Genomic DNA, 20,199 nt, shown 5'->3' with positions numbered 1-20,199 from the left:
TGGAATACGAGGCCCGCCCGTGATCCGCACAGGCGGAACATTAGACTCACCCCGGCGACAGCTCTATACAGCTCGACTTCAAGGAGGCACGGGTGCCGCTGCTGACCCGCATCAGGGGACCGCGCGATCTGGACCGGCTCAACCTGGAGGAGCTGGACAAGCTGGCAGAGGAGATCCGGACCTTCCTCGTCGGCGCCGTCTCCAAGACCGGCGGCCACCTCGGCCCCAACCTCGGCGTCGTCGAACTCACCATCGCCCTCCACCGCGTCTTCGACTCCCCGCGGGACAAGGTCCTCTTCGACACCGGCCACCAGGCCTACGTCCACAAGCTGCTCACCGGCCGCCAGGACTTCTCCAAGCTGCGCAGCAAGGGTGGCCTGTCCGGCTACCCCTCGCGTGCCGAGTCCGAGCACGACATCATCGAGAACTCGCACGCCTCCACCGTCCTCGGCTGGGCCGACGGCCTCGCCAAGGCCAACCAGCTCCTCAAGAAGGACAGCCATGTCGCCGCCGTCATCGGCGACGGCGCCCTCACGGGCGGTATGGCCTGGGAGGCGCTCAACAACATCGCCGACGCCAAGGACCGCCCGCTGGTCATCGTCGTCAACGACAACGAGCGCTCGTATTCCCCCACCATCGGCGGCCTCGCCAACCACCTGGCCACCCTGCGCACCACCGACGGCTACGAGAAGTTCCTCGCCCGCACCAGGGAGGTGCTGGAGCGCACGCCCGTCGTCGGCCGCCCGCTCTACGAGACCCTGCACGGCGCCAAGAAGGGCCTGAAGGACTTCATCGCCCCGCAGGGCATGTTCGAGGACCTGGGCCTGAAGTACGTCGGCCCGATCGACGGCCATGACATCGAGGCCCTGGAGTCCGCGCTGGCCCGCGCCAAGCGGTTCGGCGGCCCGGTCATCGTGCACTGCCTGACCGAGAAGGGCCGCGGCTACAAGCCCGCCGAGCAGGACGAGGCCGACCGCTTCCACGGCATCGGCCCGATCCACCCCGACACGGGCCTGCCCATCAAGGCCGCCGCCGCGAGCTGGACCTCCGTCTTCGGCGACGAGATGGTCAAGCTCGGCCGTGAGCGCGACGACATCGTCGGCATCACCGCGGCGATGCTCCACCCGGTCGGCCTGAAGAAGTTCGCGGAGGCGTTCCCGAACCGCATCTACGACGTCGGCATCGCCGAGCAGCACGCGGCGGTGTCCGCGGCGGGCCTCGCCACCGGCGGACTGCACCCCGTCTTCGCGGTGTACGCGACCTTCCTCAACCGCGCCTTCGACCAGGTCCTCATGGACGTCGCCCTGCACAAGTGCGGAGTGACCTTCGTCCTCGACCGGGCCGGTGTCACGGGCGACGACGGCGCCTCCCACAACGGCATGTGGGACATGTCGATGCTCCAGGTGGTGCCGGGCCTCAGGATCGCCGCCCCGCGCGACGCCGAGCAACTGCGCGCCCAACTGCGCGAGGCCGTCGACGTCGACGACGCGCCGACCGTGGTGCGCTACTCCAAGGGCGTCGTCGGCCCGGCCGTCCCCGCGGTCGGCACGGTCGGCGGCATGGACGTGCTGCGCAAGGCCGACGCCCCCGTCCCGGACGTCCTGCTGGTCTCCGTCGGCGCGCTCGCCCCCATGTGCCTGGAGATCGCCGACCTCCTGAACAAGCAGGGCATCTCCACCACCGTCGTCGACCCGCGCTGGGTCAAGCCCGTCGACGAGGCCCTGGCCCCGCTCGCCGAGCGGCACCGCGTGGTCGTCACCGTCGAGGACAACTCCCGTGTCGGCGGCGTCGGTTCGGCGGTCGCGCAGGCGCTGCGCGACGCGGGCGTCGACGTCCCGCTGCGTGACTTCGGCATCCCGCCGCGCTTCCTCGACCACGCCTCCCGCAAGGAGGTCCTCGCGGAGATCGGTCTGACCGCGCCGGACATCGCCCGCCAGGTCACCGGGCTGGTCTCCAAGCTCGACGGCCGGTTCGACCGCGCCGACGCCGCGCGGACCGCGGACCCGGTCGAGTCCGCGCGCGACTGACCGACCCACAGGTCTCCTCGGGCTCACAGGTCTCCTCGGGCCGGTTCCGCCATCCTTTCCGGTGGCGGAACCGGCCCATTCGCGTGAATCCCCCCGCTTGAGGGCATATGCGTCACGCCCCCTCTCGATCATGTCGGGGACGACGAGCGTGGGAGGAAGCCCGTGAGCAGTGCCCTCTTCCGGACGAAAAACGTCGAGCAGTCGATCCAGGACACCGAGGAACCCGAGCACGCGCTCAGGAAGACCCTGTCCGCCCTGGATCTGACCGTCTTCGGCGTCGGGGTCATCATCGGCACCGGCATCTTCGTCCTGACCGGCAAGGTGGCCAAGGAGAACGCGGGCCCTGCGGTATCCCTGGCCTTCGTGGTGGCCGGTGTCGTCTGCGCGCTGGCCGCCCTCTGCTACGCGGAGTTCGCCTCGACGGTCCCCGTCGCCGGCTCCGCGTACACGTTCTCGTACGCCACCCTGGGCGAGCTGCCCGCCTGGATCATCGGCTGGGACCTGGTCCTGGAGTTCGCGCTGGGCACGGCGGTGGTGGCGGTCGGCTGGTCCGGGTACATCCGCTCGCTGCTGGACAACGCGGGCTGGCATCTGCCCGCCGCGCTCAGCAGCCGGGAGGGGGCGCACGGCTTCGGCTTCGACATCCTCGCCGCCGCGCTCGTCCTGGCGCTCACCGCCATCCTCGTCGTCGGCGTGAAGCTCTCGGCGCGGGTCACCCAACTCGTCGTCGCCGTCAAGGTGACCGTGGTGCTGATCGTGATCGTTGCGGGCGCGTTCTTCGTCAGCGGCGCCAACTACCGGCCGTTCATCCCCGCGCCCCAGCCGGTCCCGGCGGGCGGCAATCTCAAAGCCCCCCTGATCCAACTCCTGTTCGGCTGGGCGCCGTCCAACTTCGGTGTGATGGGCATCTTCACCGCCGCGTCCGTCGTCTTCTTCGCCTTCATCGGCTTCGACATCGTGGCCACGGCGGCGGAGGAGACCAGGAACCCGCAACGGGACATGCCGCGCGGCATCCTCGGCTCCCTGTTCATCTGCACCGCGCTGTACGTGGCGGTGTCGATCGTCGTCACGGGGATGCAGCACTACTCCGATCTGTCCGTGGACGCCCCGCTGGCCGACGCCTTCAAGTCCGCCGGGCACCCCTGGTACGCGGGCGTGATCAGCTTCGGCGCCGCCGTCGGTCTGACGTCCGTCTGCATGATCCTGCTGCTCGGCCAGACCCGTGTGTTCTTCGCGATGAGCCGTGACGGGCTGCTGCCGCGCTTCTTCTCCCATGTCCACCCGCGGTTCAGGACCCCGCACCGGCCGACCATCCTGCTCGGCGTGATCATCGCCATCGTCGCGGGCTTCACGAGCCTCAGCGAACTCGCCGAACTGGTCAACATCGGCACGCTCTTCGCGTTCATCGTGGTCGCGATCAGCGTGGTCATCCTGCGCCGGACCCGCCCCGACCTGCCCCGCTCCTTCCGCACACCCTTCGTTCCCTGGGTACCGATCCTGTCGGTGTGCGCCTCGCTGTGGCTGATGCTGAACCTGCCCGCCGAGACCTGGCTGCGGTTCGCGATCTGGCTGCTCATCGGCGTCGTCGTGTACGCCCTCTACGGCCGCTCGCACAGCCGCCTGGCCGAACGGGAGGCGGCTTCGGCGAAGTAGGGCCCTCGCGCGGACGGGCCGCCGAAGCGCGCGGGCTCAGGCCGACCCCCGGCCGAGCACCGTACGCGGCCCGGCCACCTCCGCCCCCGACTCCCGTACGCGGCGCCGCAGTTCCCTGTCCGCCGTGATGACCAGACAGGGGCGGCCCGCGGCGCGGGCGGCCACCGCGACGATGTGGTCGTCCCCGCTCCCGGGCGCGTCCTCGACGCACACACCGGGCACGGAGGCGACACCTCGGGCTGCGCCCTCGAGCACGAGGACCACCTCCAGGGGCCCGGGATGCCCTGGCAGCCCCGACTCCGCGCGGCGCACCAGCCGGTCCCGCAGGCGCTCGGCGGCGCCCCGCCGGTCGCGCCACCAGCCGTCCGGCACGGAGCCGACGACGTTCGCGCCGTCGACGACCAGCAGGGTCGGGGCCGCCTCGCTCTGCTCGATGCCTTCGGATCCGTACATGCCCTCAGCCTGACACGGAGCACGCGACCCCGGCGACGGCGTCCGTCACACGCGCGTGAGCGGACGAACGCTGCCTTGGGGAACTCCTGAGCGAACGAATTATGATGTCCCGAGTCTCAGGGGTCCCGTGTTCGCGACGCGACGGGTTCAGGAAGGTGCACCAGGCTATGCGCAGAGGGTCGTCAGACCGCGTGGGTGCCGCGCACCCGACCGGGCTCACGGCTGCGGAACGCGAGCGGATCGCGTCCGGGGCCGCCCACGGCGACTGGCTCACGCTCGGCAAGTCCGGTCGGCTCAGTCTGTACGCCCCCACCGACGAGGGCTTGCTGCGCTGGACGGAGGTCACCGCCGGCGGCCCTGAGTGGAGCGGACCGCACTTCGTGGCCGCACCCGGGCTGAGCCACCTGGCGGTGGCTCAGGGACCGGACACCTATGTCCACTTCCTCGGCCGCAGAGAGCGAGCCGCCGCCGACGGTGCGCGGAGCGTGGACATCGTGCACGCCATCCAGTACCAGACGGGACTGGCCTTCACCGACTGGCGCTCGCTCGGCAATCCGGACAAGGACCGTGAGCAAGGGCGGCAGGTGGGCGCACCGGTCGGAGCGATCGCGCCCGACGGCACGGTGCACGTCTTCGTACGGAACGCGCAACGCGGCCTGTCGCTGCGCCGGGAAGGGCCGGGCGGCAAGTGGAAGGCCTGGGAGGATCTGCACGGCATCGGCATCGACGCGCTGTGCGCGCCGGTCGCCCTCGCCACCGGCCGGATCGAGGTCTGCGCCGCGGCCGAGACCGGCGTGTTCCTATGGCGGCAACTCGAGCCGGGCGGTGACTTCACAGGGCCGCGCGGCTTCTCGCTGCGCCCCGCGCCGGGCACAGTCAGCGCTGTGGAGAGCGGACCGGAGCGCGCCACGTTCTTCTGGACGGACGCCGACAGCGGCGGTGCCGCGGCCTGGCGGGTGGGCCGCTGGCCGGCCGTGCTGGGAGGTTCCCCGGCCGACCGTCCGTACGCGGCACTGCGTACCTCGTTGGACGGCTACGACTGTGTCGTCCTCGCCTACCGGGACCGTGACGGCTCGGCGGTGCTCGGTGTGGGGGGTACCGAGGACGAGGACAACGGCTTCTGGTGGTACACGCTGGCGGAATCCTGCCAGGGCGCGCCCGCCTTGGCGCGGGACGGGCACGGGCGGGTGGTCATGGCGCTGATCGATCCCGACGGGGTGCCGAAGGTGGCCCGGCAGGAGAACACCGCCGGGCTCACGTTCGGTCAGTGGCACAGACTCTGAAGTGCCGTAGCGCGATCAACCACCCGTAGCCGGTGACTTCTTGGCCGACTCGGGGATCTGCTCGTCGGTGCGGATCGCCTTCCACAGTGTCGTCGCCTGCGGCTCGGCGGCCACGACCCGGTTCGGGTCGATCTTGTCGTAGGCCACCGGGAGCATGATCGTCTCCATGGTGGACGGATCCACGCCGTTCATGCTCCGGCCGAACTCCGCCAGCTTGGTCAGGGAGGCCAGTTCCGAGTCCGTGGTGAGCGCCGTCGTCAGCTCGTCGGCGATCTTGTAGGTCTTGGTGGGGCTGCCCATCAGGTCCTGCTTCTTGATCTCGCTCAACAGCGCGAGCATGAACTGCTGTTGCAACCCGATCCGGCCGAGGTCACTGCCGTCCCCGATGCCGTGCCGGGTCCGTACGAACTGAAGGGACTGGGTGCCGTCCAGGCGATGGGTGCCGGCGGTCAGGTCCAGGCCGCTGGACTTGTCGTGGATGTCCTTGTCGACGGTGACGGTCACACCGCCTATTGCGTCCACGAGACCCTTGAATCCCGCGAAGTCGATCTCCATGTAGTGGTCCATCCGTACCCCGGACATCTTCTCCACGGTTTTGACCACACACGCCGGACCGGCCTGGGAGTAGATGGAATTGAACATCACGCGGTTCGCCGGGGGTACTTCGGTGCCGTCCGTCTTCGTGCATTCAGGGCGCGTCACCAGGGTGTCGCGCGGAATGCTGATGGCGACGGCCTGCTGACGGCCGTCGGGTATGTGCATCACCAGCGCGGTGTCGGAACGCGCCCCGGCGACATCGCCCGTGTGCAGCGCGGCGTTGGCACCCGCACGCGAGTCGGAGCCCAGGATCAGCACGTTCTGCCCAGAGGTGGGCAGCTTCTCCGGACGGTCGTCACCGAGCGCCTTGTCGATGTCGACGCCGCTGATGTTGCCGTCCAGGTTGCGGTACAGCCAGTAGGCGGTGCCACCCGCGGCCAGCAGCAGGACCAGAATCGTCAGGAGCACGATGCGTCCCCAGCGCCGCTTGCCGCGCTCGGGCGGCTGTCGCCTGCCGGTGGCAGACCCGCGTTTTCCTCGCGGCTGCGCGGTCACGCTGTGCGTCATTGACTTCGGTCCTCTCCTCATGGGCTCCGCGCCTGCGGAGTTGCGGGGCCCGGGTGGGGGGTGACCGGCCCACTGATGCGATCGTCCAGCGGGAGAACTATAGGCCTACGTGTTGTCGCGTATTAAGGGCGGTTGACCACCGTACGAGACAGCGATGAAGGACACATTCACTCATCTTGACCAGATGTTATGTTCGAATAGTATGTGGAAAACCTGTGGTTGAAGGTTGGAGGGGGCTCACATCGAGGTCACAGGTTCGGATGATGCCAAGGCGGCAGGGGGGTTGGCCGGGCACGCCGAGTAGGGGTGGACGCCCGAGGTGGGATGTCTGTTGTCCCCATGGGTGAAATGTCTCGGTAGGAGTGCATGTTGGCGGATCATCCGCGGCTGAGTGTTGTCGTTCCCTTTCAGGATGTCGAGGTCTACCTCGCCGAGTGTCTGGAGTCGATCGCACGTCAGTCGTTCCGTGACTTCGAGGTGATCCTCGTCGACGACGGTTCCACGGACGGGTCCACGCGGATCGCGGCCGACTTCTGTGCCGCCGACCCCCGTTTCCGGCTGATCCGTCAGCACTCGCACGGACCTGGGCACGCCCGGAACACCGGGCTGCGAGCCATGCATCCCCGAGGCGAGTTCCTCGCCTTCGTCGACGGCGACGACGTCATTCCCGAGTACGCCTACGACCTGCTGATCCGCACTCTCGACGAGTCCGGCTCGGACTTCGTCTCGGGCAACGTGCAGATGATGAACTCCACGAAGAAGTGGCAGTCTCCGCTGCACAAGGGCCCGATGCAGAAGAACCGGCGCGGAACGCACATCACGAAGTTCGACGCGCTGATCTACGACCGCACCGTCTGGAACAAGGTGTTCCGGCGGTTCTTCTGGGATCACAACTTCATCCAGTTCCCCGAAGGCGTCCTGTACGAGGACTCGTGGGTCAACATGTTCGCCCACTTCCGCGCCGCCAAGGTCGATGTCATCACGGACATCGTCTACTTCTGGCGCCGCAGGGAAGGCGGAGCCGCCCCCTCCATCACCCAGCGCCACACCGAACTGTCGAACCTGCGCGACCGTGTCTCGGCGGTCCAGTCGGTCAGCCGGTTCCTCGCGGAACGGCGTTCCCGGCTCTACGAGGAGAGCAAGCGCAAGTACGACCTCGCCTGTCTGAAGTCCGACCTGATGCTGCATCTCAAGGTGCTGCCCGACGCGGACGAGGAGTACCAGCAGGCCTTCATGGAGTGGGCCAACGAGTTCCTCGACGAGGTCGATGCCGGCATCATCGACGAACTGCCCGCCGACGCCCGGGTCAAGTGGCTCCTGGTACGTGACTGGCGGCTGCCCGAACTGCTCGAGGTCATCGAGTTCGAGCGCCGCGGTGGTCCGATGCCGGTCCAGCGGCGGTTCCACCGCTATCTGAAGTACCCCTACCTGGGGGACCGGGAAGTCGGCATCAGCAAGAAGGCGTACCGGCTCGACAAGGAACTCTCCTTGCACGGCTCGCTGACCGGGGCGCGGTGGAGCACCAACTCCGACTCCTACCTGCTGACGCTCACGGGAACGGCGTACGTCCGCTTCATCAACGTGCACAAGAAGCACATGTCGGTGAAGGCCATCGCCCTGCGGAACAAGAAGCAGGGACGCATGGTGATCAGTACGGCGAAGACCACCTACGCGCCGCAGGCCACCGAGCACTCCAACCAGAATCGTTACTGCTACGACTGGGCGGGCTTCGAGTCCCGGCTCGACCTCACCCGCCTGAAGCGCAAGGGCCAGTGGGTCGAGGGGACATGGGACGTCGCCGCGGGTGTCCTCAGCCGCGGGCTGTTCCGGTACCGGGGCATCGACCGGGGCGGCGCGGGAACCGCCGCCAATCCGCCGTACCGGTACGTGGACAAGAACACCCGTATCCTCCCGCTGTTCCTGCAGGGCAAGCTCAAGCTACGCGTGGAGACCGTGCGCTGCCGGATCACCGGTCACCGATTGGCCGGGGACCAACTGGAGCTGCGTGGCGTCTATCTCGGCCCCAAGGTCCCGGAGTGGGGCAAGTTCCGGGTCACCAGTATGAGCGGAGCAGGGCGGCACGACTCCTGGGTCCGCTTCACCCCGGGCGGCGAGGGCTGGTGCACCTTCACCACCCGGCTTCCGTTGCGTTCGCTGGTACCGGGATACCGCGCGGACATCCAGGCCGGGGAACAGATCCCGGAGTCCTGGAGCATGGGCAGCAACGGCTGGAAGACCACCTTCCATGTCGAGGGCCGCAAGATGACCATCTATCCGGTCATGGCGCAGGAAACAACGGACGGGCACTACCGGATGCCCGATTCCCTGCAGACCCGCGAGGGCGACCGGGAGGTCGTGGTCCACCGCAACGGCTCGGGCTACCTCGTCCTCTTCGAGCGCGCGACGCTGCCCATGGCCACGAACGTCGCCTGGCAGCCGGACGGCTCACTGGACATCACCGGCCGCTACCTGGCCGCGGACCAACTGTCCGCGCAGGAGTACCGCAGCACGCACATGGTGGTGCGCTCGCGTGCGCACGGCGCGGAACGAAGCGTCCCCCTCACATGGAGCGGCAATGAGTTCCGCTGCGTCCTGACCCCGGCCGGCATGAGCACACTCGCCGGCGAGATCCCGCTCGCGGCGGGCCGCTGGGACTTCTTCCTGCGTCGCCAGGACCTCTCGGCGGTGGCCCGTGAGGACCGTCTCGAAGACCTGATGGTGAAGATCGAGCAGGACCTCATCGAGGTCTTCCCGCAGGACTACGAGGAGAACGAACGCCGCTACGAGCTCCAGGCCGAGGCCTATGACCGGTTGTCCCTCCTCGTCCACTCCGCCATGCCCGACGACGCCCGCGGCCCGTACCGCCAGAAGCTGCTGCGCACCAAGGCCTACCCCGCGGCACGCCGGCAGGCGGTACGGCCCGCGATCCTCTTCGACGCCTTCAAGGGCACCCAGTACTCCGACAGCCCTCGCGCCCTGCACGAGGAACTGGTACGCCGGGGCGTCGACCTCGACCATCTGTGGGTCGTACGCGACGACCAGGTCCACGTGCCCCCGACCGCCACGCCCGTGCGTATGTGGTCACCCCAGTGGTACGAGGCGCTGGCCACCAGCCGGTATGTCGTCGCCAACAACCACCTTCCCGACTGGTTCCAGAAGCGGGACGGCCAGGTCGTCGTGCAGACCTGGCACGGCACCCCGCTGAAGAAGATCGGCCACGACATCGAGTCCATCCACTTCGCGGACCAGCGCTATCTGGAACGGGTCGAGAAGGAGGTGCAGAACTGGGACATGCTGGTCTCGCCCAACAGCTTCTCCACACCGATCCTCAAGCGCGCCTTCGGCTTCCCGGGCGAGATGGTGGAGTGCGGCTACCCGCGCAACGACATCCTGCGCCTGCCCGGTACGGAAGCGCGGGAGCAGGAGATACGCCGCCGTATCGGGCTGCCGGACGGCAAGCGTGTCGTCATGTACGCACCCACCTGGCGTGACGACCAGTTCTACGCCCCCGGCAAGTACAAGCTGGACTTCCGCATCGACCTGGAGGACGCCCACGCCCGCCTGGGCGGCGACCATGTGCTCCTGGTCCGCCGTCACCCCAACGTGGTGGACCCGGTGCCAGGGGCCGGCGACGGCTTCGTGTTCGACGTCTCCGACTACCCGGACATGGCCGATCTGTCCCTGATCACCGACGTGATGATCACGGACTACTCGTCCCTGATGTTCGACTACGTCAACACCGGGCGTCCGATCCTCTTCTTCACCTACGACCTGGACCACTACCGCGACACACTGCGCGGCTTCTACTTCGACTTCGAGGGCAGCGCTCCCGGTCCTCTGGTGTACACCTCGCAGGACCTGGTCAGCGCGATCCGCGAGATCGACCGGATCCAGGACGCCTATGCCGAGCGATACCGATGGTTCCAGCGTGAGTTCTGCGACCTCGACGACGGGTACGCCGCCGCACGCCTCGCGGACCGGATGCTCGTCGCGGGCGGGGACCTCGCGCCCGGGCAGGCCATGGCTCCGGCAGTCGGCACCGTCGACACCCGCCACACCGGGCGCGCGCTCACGCCCATCCAGTGGAACTCCCCGGGCTGGTTCGCGCCGCGGCAGAGCCCGGCGCAGGCTCCTGCCGGGCCCGACGGGCTGGTGGGCGCGATCCCCGTACAGCCCGGTCCCGCCGACCGCGAGGTGTCGCCCGCCGAGATGGGAGGTCCGCAGCAGGCATACGCGCCCGCGGGTCCCCAGCAGACGTACCCGCCCGTCAGTCAGCAGCAGGCACAGATGCCCGTCGATCAGCAGCAAACGCACGCGCTCGCCGACCAGCAGCAGGCGTATGCGCTCGCCGGCCAGCAGCGGGCACATGAGTTCGCGAGTCCGCAGGCGCGCCCCCGGACGCAGTTGGCGTCGGCCCGGCTCCAGCAGCCGTCCGGGCCGTCCCCGGCGGGGCGGTCGCCCGAGGACGGGGTGGTCGAGGGCGTGATCGTATGACGGCGCCGACCGCTGCCGGGGGCCGTCGCCGCAGTGCACGGCCGCGTCCGGACCGGCCGGACGGCCACGACGCTCCATGACCGCGCCTTCGCACATACCCGAAGCGCTCACCGTCTCCGTCTCGGCCCGGCCGCGGGCCGAGCGCTCTCTCGGCGTTCCCTCAGACGGTCCGTACGCGCAGGAGGAGGGCGAAGTGATCGGAGGCACCGGTGTCGTGCAGCGTGCAGCCGATCCTGGGCAGCCCGGTGAACAGATGGTCCAGCTTGTGACCGGAGACATGGGTCGCCCGGCCCGAGCGGGAGGACGCGGAGGCCTGATCGCACTCCCGATGCACGGTGTAGGGCGTGGACGGCCACACCCATGCGAGGGGGTTGCGGGCCCCCGGCGGATCCACGTTCAGATCACCGCCGTACACCGTGCGCCTCATGGGCACCGCGGCGATCAGCGCCTTCAGTTGATCGTCGCGCAACTCCCAGTGCGGGTGCGCCAGGTCACTTCCCTGTGGACTGAGATGGGCGGTGCACAGCCGGATGTCGTACGCCGCGACGAAGGCGCACAGGATGCCGCGTTGCACGCCCACGGAGGGCTGTTTCGAGGGCACCGTGGCGATGCCGGACAGGGGATACGCCGAGAGAATCGCGATACCGGCGGCGCCCTGCCCGGCCTCGGCACACCGCACCGTGGTCTTGTGGCCTGTCGCGTCGCGTCGGCCGTAGGCCCGGAACGCCGACTGCCAGGAGGACGGGCCGAGTTCTCTGCGTACCGCTTCGACATCGGCGGCACAGGCCTCCTGAAGGAAGACGACCCGGGCTCCGTACCGGGTGGCGAGGCCCTTCAGCTCCCGCCGCTTCAGGGCACGGCTTCCGGTGTCCTCACAATGCCACTGCCGTACGCCGCACATGTTCCAGGTCGCCACGGTCAGCGTCGGGCTCGTGGTGACGGAACCGGTCGACCGGGCGGTCTGCGCCACGGTCACCGCTACCGAGAGTCCCAGCAGGAGCACCACCGCGCTCACGACCCTGCGGCGCCGACGCCCGAATCGGCCGGACAAGGGCGGAAATTTCGCGGACAGCATCACGTCATGATGTCCGACCGGCCGAGGCAACACCAAAGTTCCGATGGACCAACCTGCCTCGGGCATCCGTCCCGCCGGGGGCAGCGCACCCGCGCGACGGCGAAGAACCTGATGAGAGTGGAACCGCAGCATGTCTGACACATCCGCGAAGGGCCGCCGGGTGATCCAGGGGATAGACGCCTCCGGCGGCTACCCCGTCGAGTACCGGTTCGCCCCCGCGAGGAGCGGGAACCGGCACTTGATGGTCGTCTTCGCCAACATGTTCGCTCCGGACGACTACGGCTGGGCCACCGGTATCCTCGACAATCTCCGGTCGAACATCCTCTGGATCCGTGACCGGTTCGACGGCGGAAACACCTACTACCTGTGCAAGGGGATGGACTTCGCCGTCGAGCAGTCGGTGATCGGACTCGTATCGCGGGTGATCAAGTCCCTCGGACTGACGCCGGGCGACGTCACGCTGTGGGGTAGTTCCAAGGGCGGCACCGCAGCGCTCTACTTCGGGCTGAGATACGGATTCCGGAACATCGTCGCCAGTGTTCCGCAGCTCCGGATGGGCACGTTCCTGCGCGACGTGTACCCCGACACAGGCCGGCACATGCTGGGCGAGACGATGCCGGACGCCAACGTCGCTGTCCTCGACGCGATCATGCCCGACCTGCTGGCGTCGGGGGCGAACCCGGACGCGCACATCTACATGGTCTCCTCGCCGCAGGACGAGCAGTACAGCTCCCAGGTCGAGCCGTTTCTCGGGCTGCTTCAGCGGTACAAGCACTTCAACTTCATCTTCAGCGAGTCCCCGTTCATCACGGACCACGGGAAGGTGACGCAGCGCAATACCCCCCCTCTCCTGGGCATCGCCTATCTACTCGTCGAGGGCATCTCGCCACGCCTCGGCCTCACCCGCCATGGATACGAGGAGCCCGAAGCCGATACCTCCGGTATCGACGCCTTCCTCAAGTCCACGTCGGTGGTGCAGGAGTCGTTCGCCGCTCCGGTCGTGACCATGCCCACGACGCACGATGTGCTGCCCGCCCGGGAAGTCCACTTCGAGGGCCGCGCGCCCGGGGCGGTTCGCGTGAGCATCTGGGAGAACGGCAAGTATCTGGCGTCGGCTCCGGTCGGTGCCGACGGCGGCTGGGTCTGGGACCGGAACCAGCCCTGGAGCACTGGTGAGCACCTGGTGAGGCTCTTCGCCGTCGATGCGAACGGCTACCAGTCCGAGCGCAGCGATGTGCGGTTCACCGTTTCGGAGAACGCGCCGGCGCAGCCGGGCGGTCACGCAGCCGGTGTGGCCTACGGGTACCCGGGGACCCCGCGTGTTCTTCCGGCGCCGGTGGTGCAGATGCCGGAGCCGCACCGGCAGGCGCTGGGGACGAGGGTCGGCTTTGCGGGCGTGGCCGGGGGTGCCGCTCAGGTGGGATTCAGGGAGAACGGGGTCTTCCTCGGGGCATGCGCGGTCGCCCCCGACGGCCGGTGGTCCTGGGACCCGGGCCGGCCCTGGGCTGAGGGGCCGCACACCGTCGAGGTCTTCGCGGTGGATGTGACGGGAGGCGAGTCCCCGGCGTCCTCGGTGCCCTTCGTCGTCACGGGTGACCCGGCCGGTACGGCACCCCCCGGGTACTGAGCCCGGCCCACCAGCAGGTGAGGGCAGGACGCCCCGACGTCGACGCACATCACAGAGTGGATCACGCACATGGCCAAAGCACCCTCGAACGGGCGGCAGTTGTTCACCGGGATCGAAGCCTCCGGGACGTTTCCCGTCGAGTACCGGTTCACCCACGCCAAGAACGGCAACCGGCATCTGATCGTCGTCTTCGCCAACTTCTCGGCTCCCCACGACTACGGATGGTCGAACGGCGTCTTCGACAACGTCAGGGCCAACATCCTGTGGGTCCGCGACCGGTTCGACGGCATGAACAGCTACTACCTCTGCAAGGAGATGGACTTCTCCCTGGAGAGATCCGTCGCCGGGCTCATCTTCAACGTCATGAAGGCACTTGAGCTCACCCCGGACGACGTCACCATGTGGGGCGGCTCGAAGGGCGGCAGCGCGGCCCTGTACTTCGGGCTGCGCTACGGCTTCCGGAACATCGTCTCCATCGTGCCCCAGTTCCTGGTCGGGACCTATGTGGCCACGGTCCACCCGAAGGTGGCCCGGTACATGCTGGGGGAGGGCGTCCCGGACGAGAACGTGCGGATCGTGGACGCGATCCTGCCCGACCTCGTCCGGTCGGAGACCAATCGTGGCGCCAACATCTACCTGCTGTCCTCTCCCCAGGACGAGCAGTACACGGTGCAGGTGGAGCCCTTCCTGGGCCTCTTCCAGCACTACGAGAACTTCAACTTCATCTACAGCGAGTCCCCGTTCATCACGGACCACACGCAGGTCACCCGGCGCAACGTCCCCGCGCTCATGGGACTGGTGAACCTCCTCGCCGACGGCACCCCACCGCGCCTGGGCTATGTCCGCAACGGCTACGAGGAGCCCGACCGCGACCAGTCGGCCATCAGCACCTACCTCACCGCCACCTCGGTGGTGAGAGGCCCGGAGTTCCCGCCGCCGATGGTGACGGCTCCAGCGTTCCAGGAGGAAGTGCGCCGCGACGCCGTACGGCTCACGGGCTATGCCCAAGACGCCGTCCGCGTGATCTTCTGGGAGCACGGAAAGTACCTGGGACAGGCGGATGTCGCCGCCGACGGCAGCTGGTCCTGGGAGCTGGGCAGGGCCTGGAGCGTCGGCAAGCACCCCGTGAAGATCTACGCGGTGGACGCGTCCGGCTACCAGACGGAGCGGACCGAGGCGCTCTTCACGGCGGTCGACCGTCCGGCAGGAGCCGGGGCCGCCGTTCCGCCGGGAGCCGGGATGCCGGGCACTGTTCAGGGGGCCATGCCGTCGACCGTCGGGCCCAACGCGGCCTCGCCCGTGGTGCTGGAGCCCGTGGCTCATGAACAGGTGATGGGCTCCCGGGTGGTCTTCACCGGGTCCGCCACGGGCGCCGCACAGGTGGGAATCCGGGAGAACGGCGTATTGCTGGGCGCCGCCGCGGTCGCGCCGGGCGGCAGTTGGTCCTGGGACTCGGGCTGGGCCTGGAGCGCGGGCATGCATCTCGTCGACGTCTTCGCCGTCGACGCCTCCGGCGGCGAGTCCCCGGTGACCCAGGTCCCCTTCACCGTCATGAACACCCCGGCCGGGGCGGGGGCGCACCAGTACTACGGCTAGGGCGGACTTTCGCACCAGGAACGCGAAAGAGGGCCTCCGCACAGAGCGGAGGCCCTCTTCAGCAAGCGGAACGCAGGACGGTTACGCGGGAACCGACGCCACCCCCGGCGCCAGGAACTTCTTGCCGTTCACCCGCTCCGCGACACCCTCGCGGTCCAGGTACGGCGTGATGCCGCCCAGGTGGAAGGGCCAGCCGGCGCCCGTGATCAGGCAGAGGTCGATGTCCTGGGCCTCGGCGACGACACCCTCGTCGAGCATCAGACCGATCTCCTGGGCGACCGCGTCCAGGACCCGGTCGCGGACCTGCTCCTCGGTCAGGACGGTGTCGCCCTGCTTCAGCAGCGCGGCGACCTCCGGGTCCAGCTCCGGCTTGCCGCTGTCGTAGACGTAGAAGCCGCGCTTGCCCGCCTCCACGACCGCCTTGAGGTTCGGGGAGACCGTGAAGCGGTCCGGGAACGCCTTGTTGAGCGTCTCCGACACATGCAGACCGATCGCCGGACCGACCAGCTCCAGCAGCACCAGCGGCGACATCGGCAGACCCAGCGGCTCGACCGCCTTCTCCGCGACGGCGACCGGGGTGCCCTCGTCGATGACGTTCTGGATCTCGCCCATGAAGCGGGTGAGGATGCGGTTGACGACGAACGCCGGGGCGTCCTTCACCAGAACCGCCGTCTTCTTCAGCTTCTTGGCGACACCGAACGCCGTGGCCAGCGAGGCGTCGTCGGTCTTCTCACCGCGGACGATCTCGAGCAGCGGCAGGATCGCGACCGGGTTGAAGAAGTGGAAGCCGACGACCCGCTCGGGGTGCTTCAGCTTCGAGGCCATCTCGGACACCGAGAGGGAGGAGGTGTTGGTCGCCAGGATCGCGTGCGCCGGGGCGACCGCCTCGACCTCCGCGAAGACCTGCTGCTTGACACTCATCTCCTCGAAGACCGCTTCGATGACGAAGTCGGCGTCCGAGAAGCCCTCGGCCTTGTCCAGCACACCGGACACCAGCGCCTTGAGGCGGTTGGCCTTGTCCTGGTTGATGCGGCCCTTGCCCAGCAGCTTGTCGATCTCGGCGTGGACGTAGCCCACACCCTTGTCGACGCGCTCCTGGTCGATGTCCGTGAGGACGACCGGCACCTCGAGGCGGCGCAGGAAGAGCAGCGCGAGCTGCGAGGCCATCAGACCGGCGCCGACCACGCCCACCTTCGTCACCGGGCGCGCCAGGCTCTTGTCCGGGGCACCCGCCGGGCGCTTGCCGCGCTTCTGGACGAGGTTGAACGAGTAGATACCGGCGCGCAGTTCGCCGCCCATGATCAGGTCCGCGAGGGCCTGGTCCTCGGCGTCGTAGCCCTGCTGCAGATCGCCGTTCTTCGCCGCGGCGATGATGTCCAGGGCGCGGTAGGCGGCCGGGGCCGCGCCGTGCACCTTGGAGTCGGCGATGAACCGGCCGCGCGCGACGGCCTGGTCCCAGGCCTCGCCCCGGTCGATCACCGGGCGGTCGACCACGGTCTCGCCCTTGAGGACGGAGGCCGTCCAGAGCAGTGACTGCTCCAGGAAGTCGGCGCCCTCGAAGATCGCGTCGGCGATGCCGAGTTCGTGGACCTGCACGCCCTTGAGCTGCTTGTTCTGGTTCAGGCTGTTCTCGATGATGACCGAGACGGCCTTGTCGGCGCCGATCAGGTTCGGCAGCAGGGTGCAGCCGCCCCAGCCCGGGACCAGGCCCAGGAAGACCTCGGGGAGCGAGAACGCCGGCAGCGCCTTCGAGACGGTCCGGTACGTGCAGTGCAGACCGACCTCGACGCCGCCGCCCATCGCCGCGCCGTTGTAGTACGCGAAGGTGGGGACGGCCAGCTTCGACAGCCGCTTGAAGACCTCGTGGCCGCCCTTGCCGATGGCCAGCGCGTCCTCGTGCTTCTTCAGCAGCTCGACGCCCTTGAGGTCGGCGCCGACGGCGAAGATGAACGGCTTGCCGGTGATACCGACACCGACGATCTCACCGGCCGCGGCCTCCCGCTCGACCTGGTCGATCGCGGTGTTGAGGTTCGCGAGCGAGGCCGGGCCGAAGGTGGTCGGCTTGGTGTGGTCGAGGCCGTTGTCCAGGGTGATCAGGGCGAAACGGCCCGCCTGGAAGGGGAGTTCGAAGTGGCGTACGTGCGCCTGCGTGACGACCTCGTCCGGGAACAGCTCGGCCGCACCCTTCAACAGCTCAGCGGTGGTGCTCACTTGTCCCCCTCGAAGTGCGGGTTCTCCCAGATGACGGTCGCGCCCATGCCGAAGCCGACGCACATGGTGGTCAGGCCGTAGCGGACCTCGGGCTGCTCCTCGAACTGGCGGGCCAGCTGCGTCATCAGACGGACGCCGGAGGAGGCGAGCGGGTGGCCGAAGGCGATGGCGCCACCGTACTGGTTGACGCGCGCGTCGTCGTCCGCGATGCCGTAGTGGTCGAGGAAGGCCAGGACCTGGACGGCGAAGGCCTCGTTGATCTCGAACAGGCCGATGTCCGAGATGGACAGGCCCGCCTTGGCGAGGGCCTTCTCGGTCGCCGGGATCGGACCGTAGCCCATGACCTCCGGCTCGACGCCCGCGAAGGCGTACGAGACGAGGCGCATCTTGACCGGCAGGCCGTTCTCGCGGGCGAAGTCCTCGGACGCGATGATCGACGCGGTGGCGCCGTCGTTCAGACCGGCCGCGTTGCCCGCGGTGACCCGGCCGTGGACGCGGAACGGCGTCTTGAGGCCCGCCAGGTTCTCCAGGGTGGTGCCCGGACGCATCGGCTCGTCGGCCGTGACCAGGCCCCAGCCGGTCTCACCGGTCTCGGGGGTGGTGCGGCGCACGGAGATCGGCACCAGGTCCTGCTGGATCTTGCCGTTGGCGTACGCCTTGGCGGCCTTCTCCTGCGAGCGCACCGCGTACTCGTCGGCGCGCTGCTTGGTGATGTGCGGGTAGCGGTCGTGCAGGTTCTCCGCCGTCATGCCCATGAACAGGGCCGACTCGTCGACCAGCTTCTCGCTCACGAACCGCGGGTTGGGGTCGACGCCCTCGCCCATCGGGTGGCGGCCCATGTGCTCCACACCACCGGCGATGACGGCGTCGTACGCGCCGAACGCGATGGAGCCGGCGGTGGTCGTCACGGCCGTCAGCGCGCCCGCGCACATGCGGTCGATCGAGTAGCCGGGCACCGAGGTGGGCAGGCCCGCGAGGATGCCTGCGGTACGGCCGAGGGTCAGGCCCTGGTCGCCGATCTGCGTGGTCGCGGCGATGGCGACCTCGTCGATCTTCTTCGGGTCCAGACCCGGGTTGCGGCGCAGCAGCTCCCGGATCGCCTTCACGACGAGGTCGTCGGCGCGGGTCTCGTGGTAGATGCCCTTCGGGCCCGCCTTGCCGAACGGGGTGCGGACGCCGTCGACGAAGACGACGTCCCTGACGGTACGAGGCACGATGGCTCTCCTCCAGGGTGCGGGATGGCACTGCTGCGACACGCTGAGCGCGCGCTCAGGCCCATGCTACTCATGGGTAACCATGCTGCCCAGTCCCGCGGGCCCAAGCGGCGAAGGTCACACACCATCGGCGCACTCCGCGACCCCCGTCGTCAGGTACGCCTAGACCCGCTTGATCGTCATCGCGGCGACAAGAGCCGGTGTCACCAGCTCGATCTGCCACGAGCGGGCCCCGTACCCCAGCAGTGCGGACGCGACCGTCGTCTCGTCGGTCTGTGCCGGCGGCTGCCAGCACACCCGGCGCACCGTGTCCGGAGTGATCAGGTTCTCCTGCGGCAGGTTCAGCCGCTCGGCGAGCGCCGACACCGCGGAGCGCGCCGCGGTCAGTCGCGCGGCGGCGAGGGGGTTCTTGTCGGCCCACGCGCGCGGCGGCGGGGGCCCGGCGACCTGCTGCCCCGGCTGCGGCAGCTCGGCCTCGGGCAGCGCCCTCGCGCGGTCCACGGCGGCCTGCCACTGCTCGAGCTGACGGCGGCCCATGCGGTTCCCGAAGCCGCTGAGGGCGGACAGGGCGTGGACGTTCGGCGGGATCGCGAGGGCGGCCTCGATGATCGCCGCGTCCCCGAGCACCTTGCCGGGGGAGACGTCACGGCGCTGCGCGATCCGGTCCCGGGTCTGCCACAGCTCCCGGACGACCGCCATCTGCCGACGGCGGCGCACCTTGTGCATCCCGGACGTACGGCGCCAGGGGTCCTTGCGGGGCTGCGGCGGCGGCGCGGAGGCGATCGCGGCGAACTCCTCCAGGGCCCACTCCAGCTTGCCCTGCCGGTCCAGCTCCTTCTCCAGCGCGTCGCGCAGATCGACGAGCAGCTCCACGTCCAGGGCGGCATAGCGCAGCCAGGGCTCGGGCAGGGGGCGGGTGGACCAGTCGACCGCGGAGTGCCCCTTCTCCAGGACGAACCCGAGGACGTTCTCCACCATGGCCCCGAGCCCCACACGCGGGTACCCGGCCAGGCGCGCGGCCAGCTCGGTGTCGAACAGGCGCGTCGGCAGCATGCCTATCTCGCGCAGGCACGGCAGATCCTGGGTGGCGGCGTGCAGCACCCACTCCGTTCCGCCGATCGCCTGGCCGAGGCCCGACAGATCGGGGCAGGCCGCGGGGTCGATCAGGGCCGTACCGGCACCCTGGCGGCGCAACTGCACCAGATAGGCGCGCTGACCGTAGCGGTAGCCGGAGGCGCGTTCGGCGTCGACGGCGACGGGGCCGGTGCCGGCGGCGAAGGCGGCGATCACCTCGGCGAGCGAGGCGTCGTCGACGACCACGGGCGGGATGCCCTCCCGTGGAGCGAGCAAGGGGAGCGGCGCCGCTTCGACGTCGTCCGGAGGGGCGCCTCCGGTGGTACGCAGTGGGCTGTCTGCTGCGGTCTCTTGGGCGTCGGTCACATGTACAAGGGTATCCGTGGAT

General features: G+C 69.0%; 12 protein-coding genes. 6 read left to right on the top strand and 6 right to left on the bottom strand.

The window, feature by feature from the left end; translation table 11 throughout:
- The first annotated feature begins 92 nt into the window (after nt 1-92).
- Both dxs and NGF19_RS19305 read left to right on the top strand, forming a co-directional pair.
- Nucleotides 93-2,027, top strand: coding sequence for a 1-deoxy-D-xylulose-5-phosphate synthase (gene dxs, locus NGF19_RS19310; protein WP_252426239.1), 1,935 nt, complete (start codon nt 93-95; stop codon nt 2,025-2,027).
- Nucleotides 2,028-2,189: 162 nt separating this feature from the next.
- On the top strand, nt 2,190-3,680 hold the full coding sequence (locus NGF19_RS19305; RefSeq protein WP_252426238.1) for an amino acid permease: 1,491 nt from the start codon (nt 2,190-2,192) through the stop codon (nt 3,678-3,680).
- Between the two features lie 36 nt (nt 3,681-3,716).
- On the opposite strand, the gene NGF19_RS19300 is transcribed toward NGF19_RS19305, so the two are convergent.
- Nucleotides 3,717-4,133, bottom strand: coding sequence for an NTP pyrophosphohydrolase (locus NGF19_RS19300; RefSeq protein ID WP_252426237.1), 417 nt, complete (start codon nt 4,131-4,133; stop codon nt 3,717-3,719).
- A 167-nt stretch (nt 4,134-4,300) separates the two neighbouring features.
- Here NGF19_RS19300 and NGF19_RS19295 point away from each other — a divergent pair, with 167 nt between their 5' ends.
- Nucleotides 4,301-5,416, top strand: coding sequence for a PLL family lectin (locus NGF19_RS19295; RefSeq protein WP_252426236.1), 1,116 nt, complete (start codon nt 4,301-4,303; stop codon nt 5,414-5,416).
- Nucleotides 5,417-5,431: 15 nt separating this feature from the next.
- Here NGF19_RS19295 and NGF19_RS19290 read toward each other — a convergent pair whose 3' ends face one another.
- Nucleotides 5,432-6,520, bottom strand: a complete 1,089-nt coding sequence (locus tag NGF19_RS19290) for an LCP family protein (RefSeq protein WP_252426235.1) — start codon at nt 6,518-6,520, stop codon at nt 5,432-5,434.
- Between the two features lie 366 nt (nt 6,521-6,886).
- On the opposite strand from NGF19_RS19290, the gene NGF19_RS19285 reads away from it, so the two are divergent.
- The gene (locus NGF19_RS19285) at nt 6,887-11,014 is read left to right on the top strand and encodes a bifunctional glycosyltransferase/CDP-glycerol:glycerophosphate glycerophosphotransferase (RefSeq protein WP_252426234.1); all 4,128 of its coding nucleotides are present in this window, start codon (nt 6,887-6,889) and stop codon (nt 11,012-11,014) included.
- 160 nt (nt 11,015-11,174) lie between these two features.
- On the opposite strand, the gene NGF19_RS19280 is transcribed toward NGF19_RS19285, so the two are convergent.
- Complete coding sequence (locus NGF19_RS19280) at nt 11,175-12,065, bottom strand: endonuclease/exonuclease/phosphatase family protein (RefSeq protein ID WP_252426233.1); 891 nt, start codon at nt 12,063-12,065, stop codon at nt 11,175-11,177.
- Between the two features lie 154 nt (nt 12,066-12,219).
- Here NGF19_RS19280 and NGF19_RS19275 point away from each other — a divergent pair, with 154 nt between their 5' ends.
- Complete coding sequence (locus tag NGF19_RS19275) at nt 12,220-13,716, top strand: hypothetical protein (protein WP_252426232.1); 1,497 nt, start codon at nt 12,220-12,222, stop codon at nt 13,714-13,716.
- A 69-nt stretch (nt 13,717-13,785) separates the two neighbouring features.
- Nucleotides 13,786-15,312 (top strand): hypothetical protein, encoded by a 1,527-nt coding sequence (locus NGF19_RS19270; RefSeq protein ID WP_252426231.1) that lies wholly within the window; start codon nt 13,786-13,788, stop codon nt 15,310-15,312.
- Nucleotides 15,313-15,393: 81 nt separating this feature from the next.
- Here NGF19_RS19270 and NGF19_RS19265 read toward each other — a convergent pair whose 3' ends face one another.
- The 3 genes from NGF19_RS19265 to NGF19_RS19255 all read right to left on the bottom strand — a co-directional run bounded on the left by NGF19_RS19265 (nt 15,394) and on the right by NGF19_RS19255 (nt 20,177).
- Nucleotides 15,394-17,523, bottom strand: a complete 2,130-nt coding sequence (locus NGF19_RS19265; RefSeq protein WP_252426230.1) for a 3-hydroxyacyl-CoA dehydrogenase NAD-binding domain-containing protein — start codon at nt 17,521-17,523, stop codon at nt 15,394-15,396.
- On the bottom strand, nt 17,520-18,737 hold the full coding sequence (locus NGF19_RS19260; protein ID WP_252426229.1) for a thiolase family protein: 1,218 nt from the start codon (nt 18,735-18,737) through the stop codon (nt 17,520-17,522). Before NGF19_RS19260 ends, NGF19_RS19265 begins: the two co-directional genes overlap by 4 nt.
- 162 nt (nt 18,738-18,899) lie before the next feature.
- The gene (locus tag NGF19_RS19255; RefSeq protein ID WP_252426228.1) at nt 18,900-20,177 is read right to left on the bottom strand and encodes a ribonuclease D; all 1,278 of its coding nucleotides are present in this window, start codon (nt 20,175-20,177) and stop codon (nt 18,900-18,902) included.
- Nucleotides 20,178-20,199: the final 22 nt, after the last annotated feature.

The sequence above is a fragment of the Streptomyces macrolidinus genome (assembly GCF_023887685.1).
In the GTDB taxonomy this organism is placed as follows: Bacteria; Actinomycetota; Actinomycetes; order Streptomycetales; family Streptomycetaceae; genus Streptomyces; species Streptomyces macrolidinus.
This window is presented reverse-complemented; position numbering and strand designations above follow the sequence as displayed.

Bases quoted from the DNA above. Each gene is read 5' to 3' on its own strand.
- NGF19_RS19300 (WP_252426237.1), bottom strand. From the start codon at position 4,133: ATGTACGGATCCGAAGGCATCGAGCAGAGCGAGGCGGCCCCGACCCTG.
- NGF19_RS19295 (WP_252426236.1), top strand. From the start codon at position 4,301: ATGCGCAGAGGGTCGTCAGACCGCGTGGGTGCCGCGCACCCGACCGGG.
- NGF19_RS19290 (WP_252426235.1), bottom strand. From the start codon at position 6,520: ATGACGCACAGCGTGACCGCGCAGCCGCGAGGAAAACGCGGGTCTGCC.
- NGF19_RS19285 (WP_252426234.1), top strand. From the start codon at position 6,887: ATGTTGGCGGATCATCCGCGGCTGAGTGTTGTCGTTCCCTTTCAGGAT.
- NGF19_RS19275 (WP_252426232.1), top strand. From the start codon at position 12,220: ATGTCTGACACATCCGCGAAGGGCCGCCGGGTGATCCAGGGGATAGAC.
- NGF19_RS19270 (WP_252426231.1), top strand. From the start codon at position 13,786: ATGGCCAAAGCACCCTCGAACGGGCGGCAGTTGTTCACCGGGATCGAA.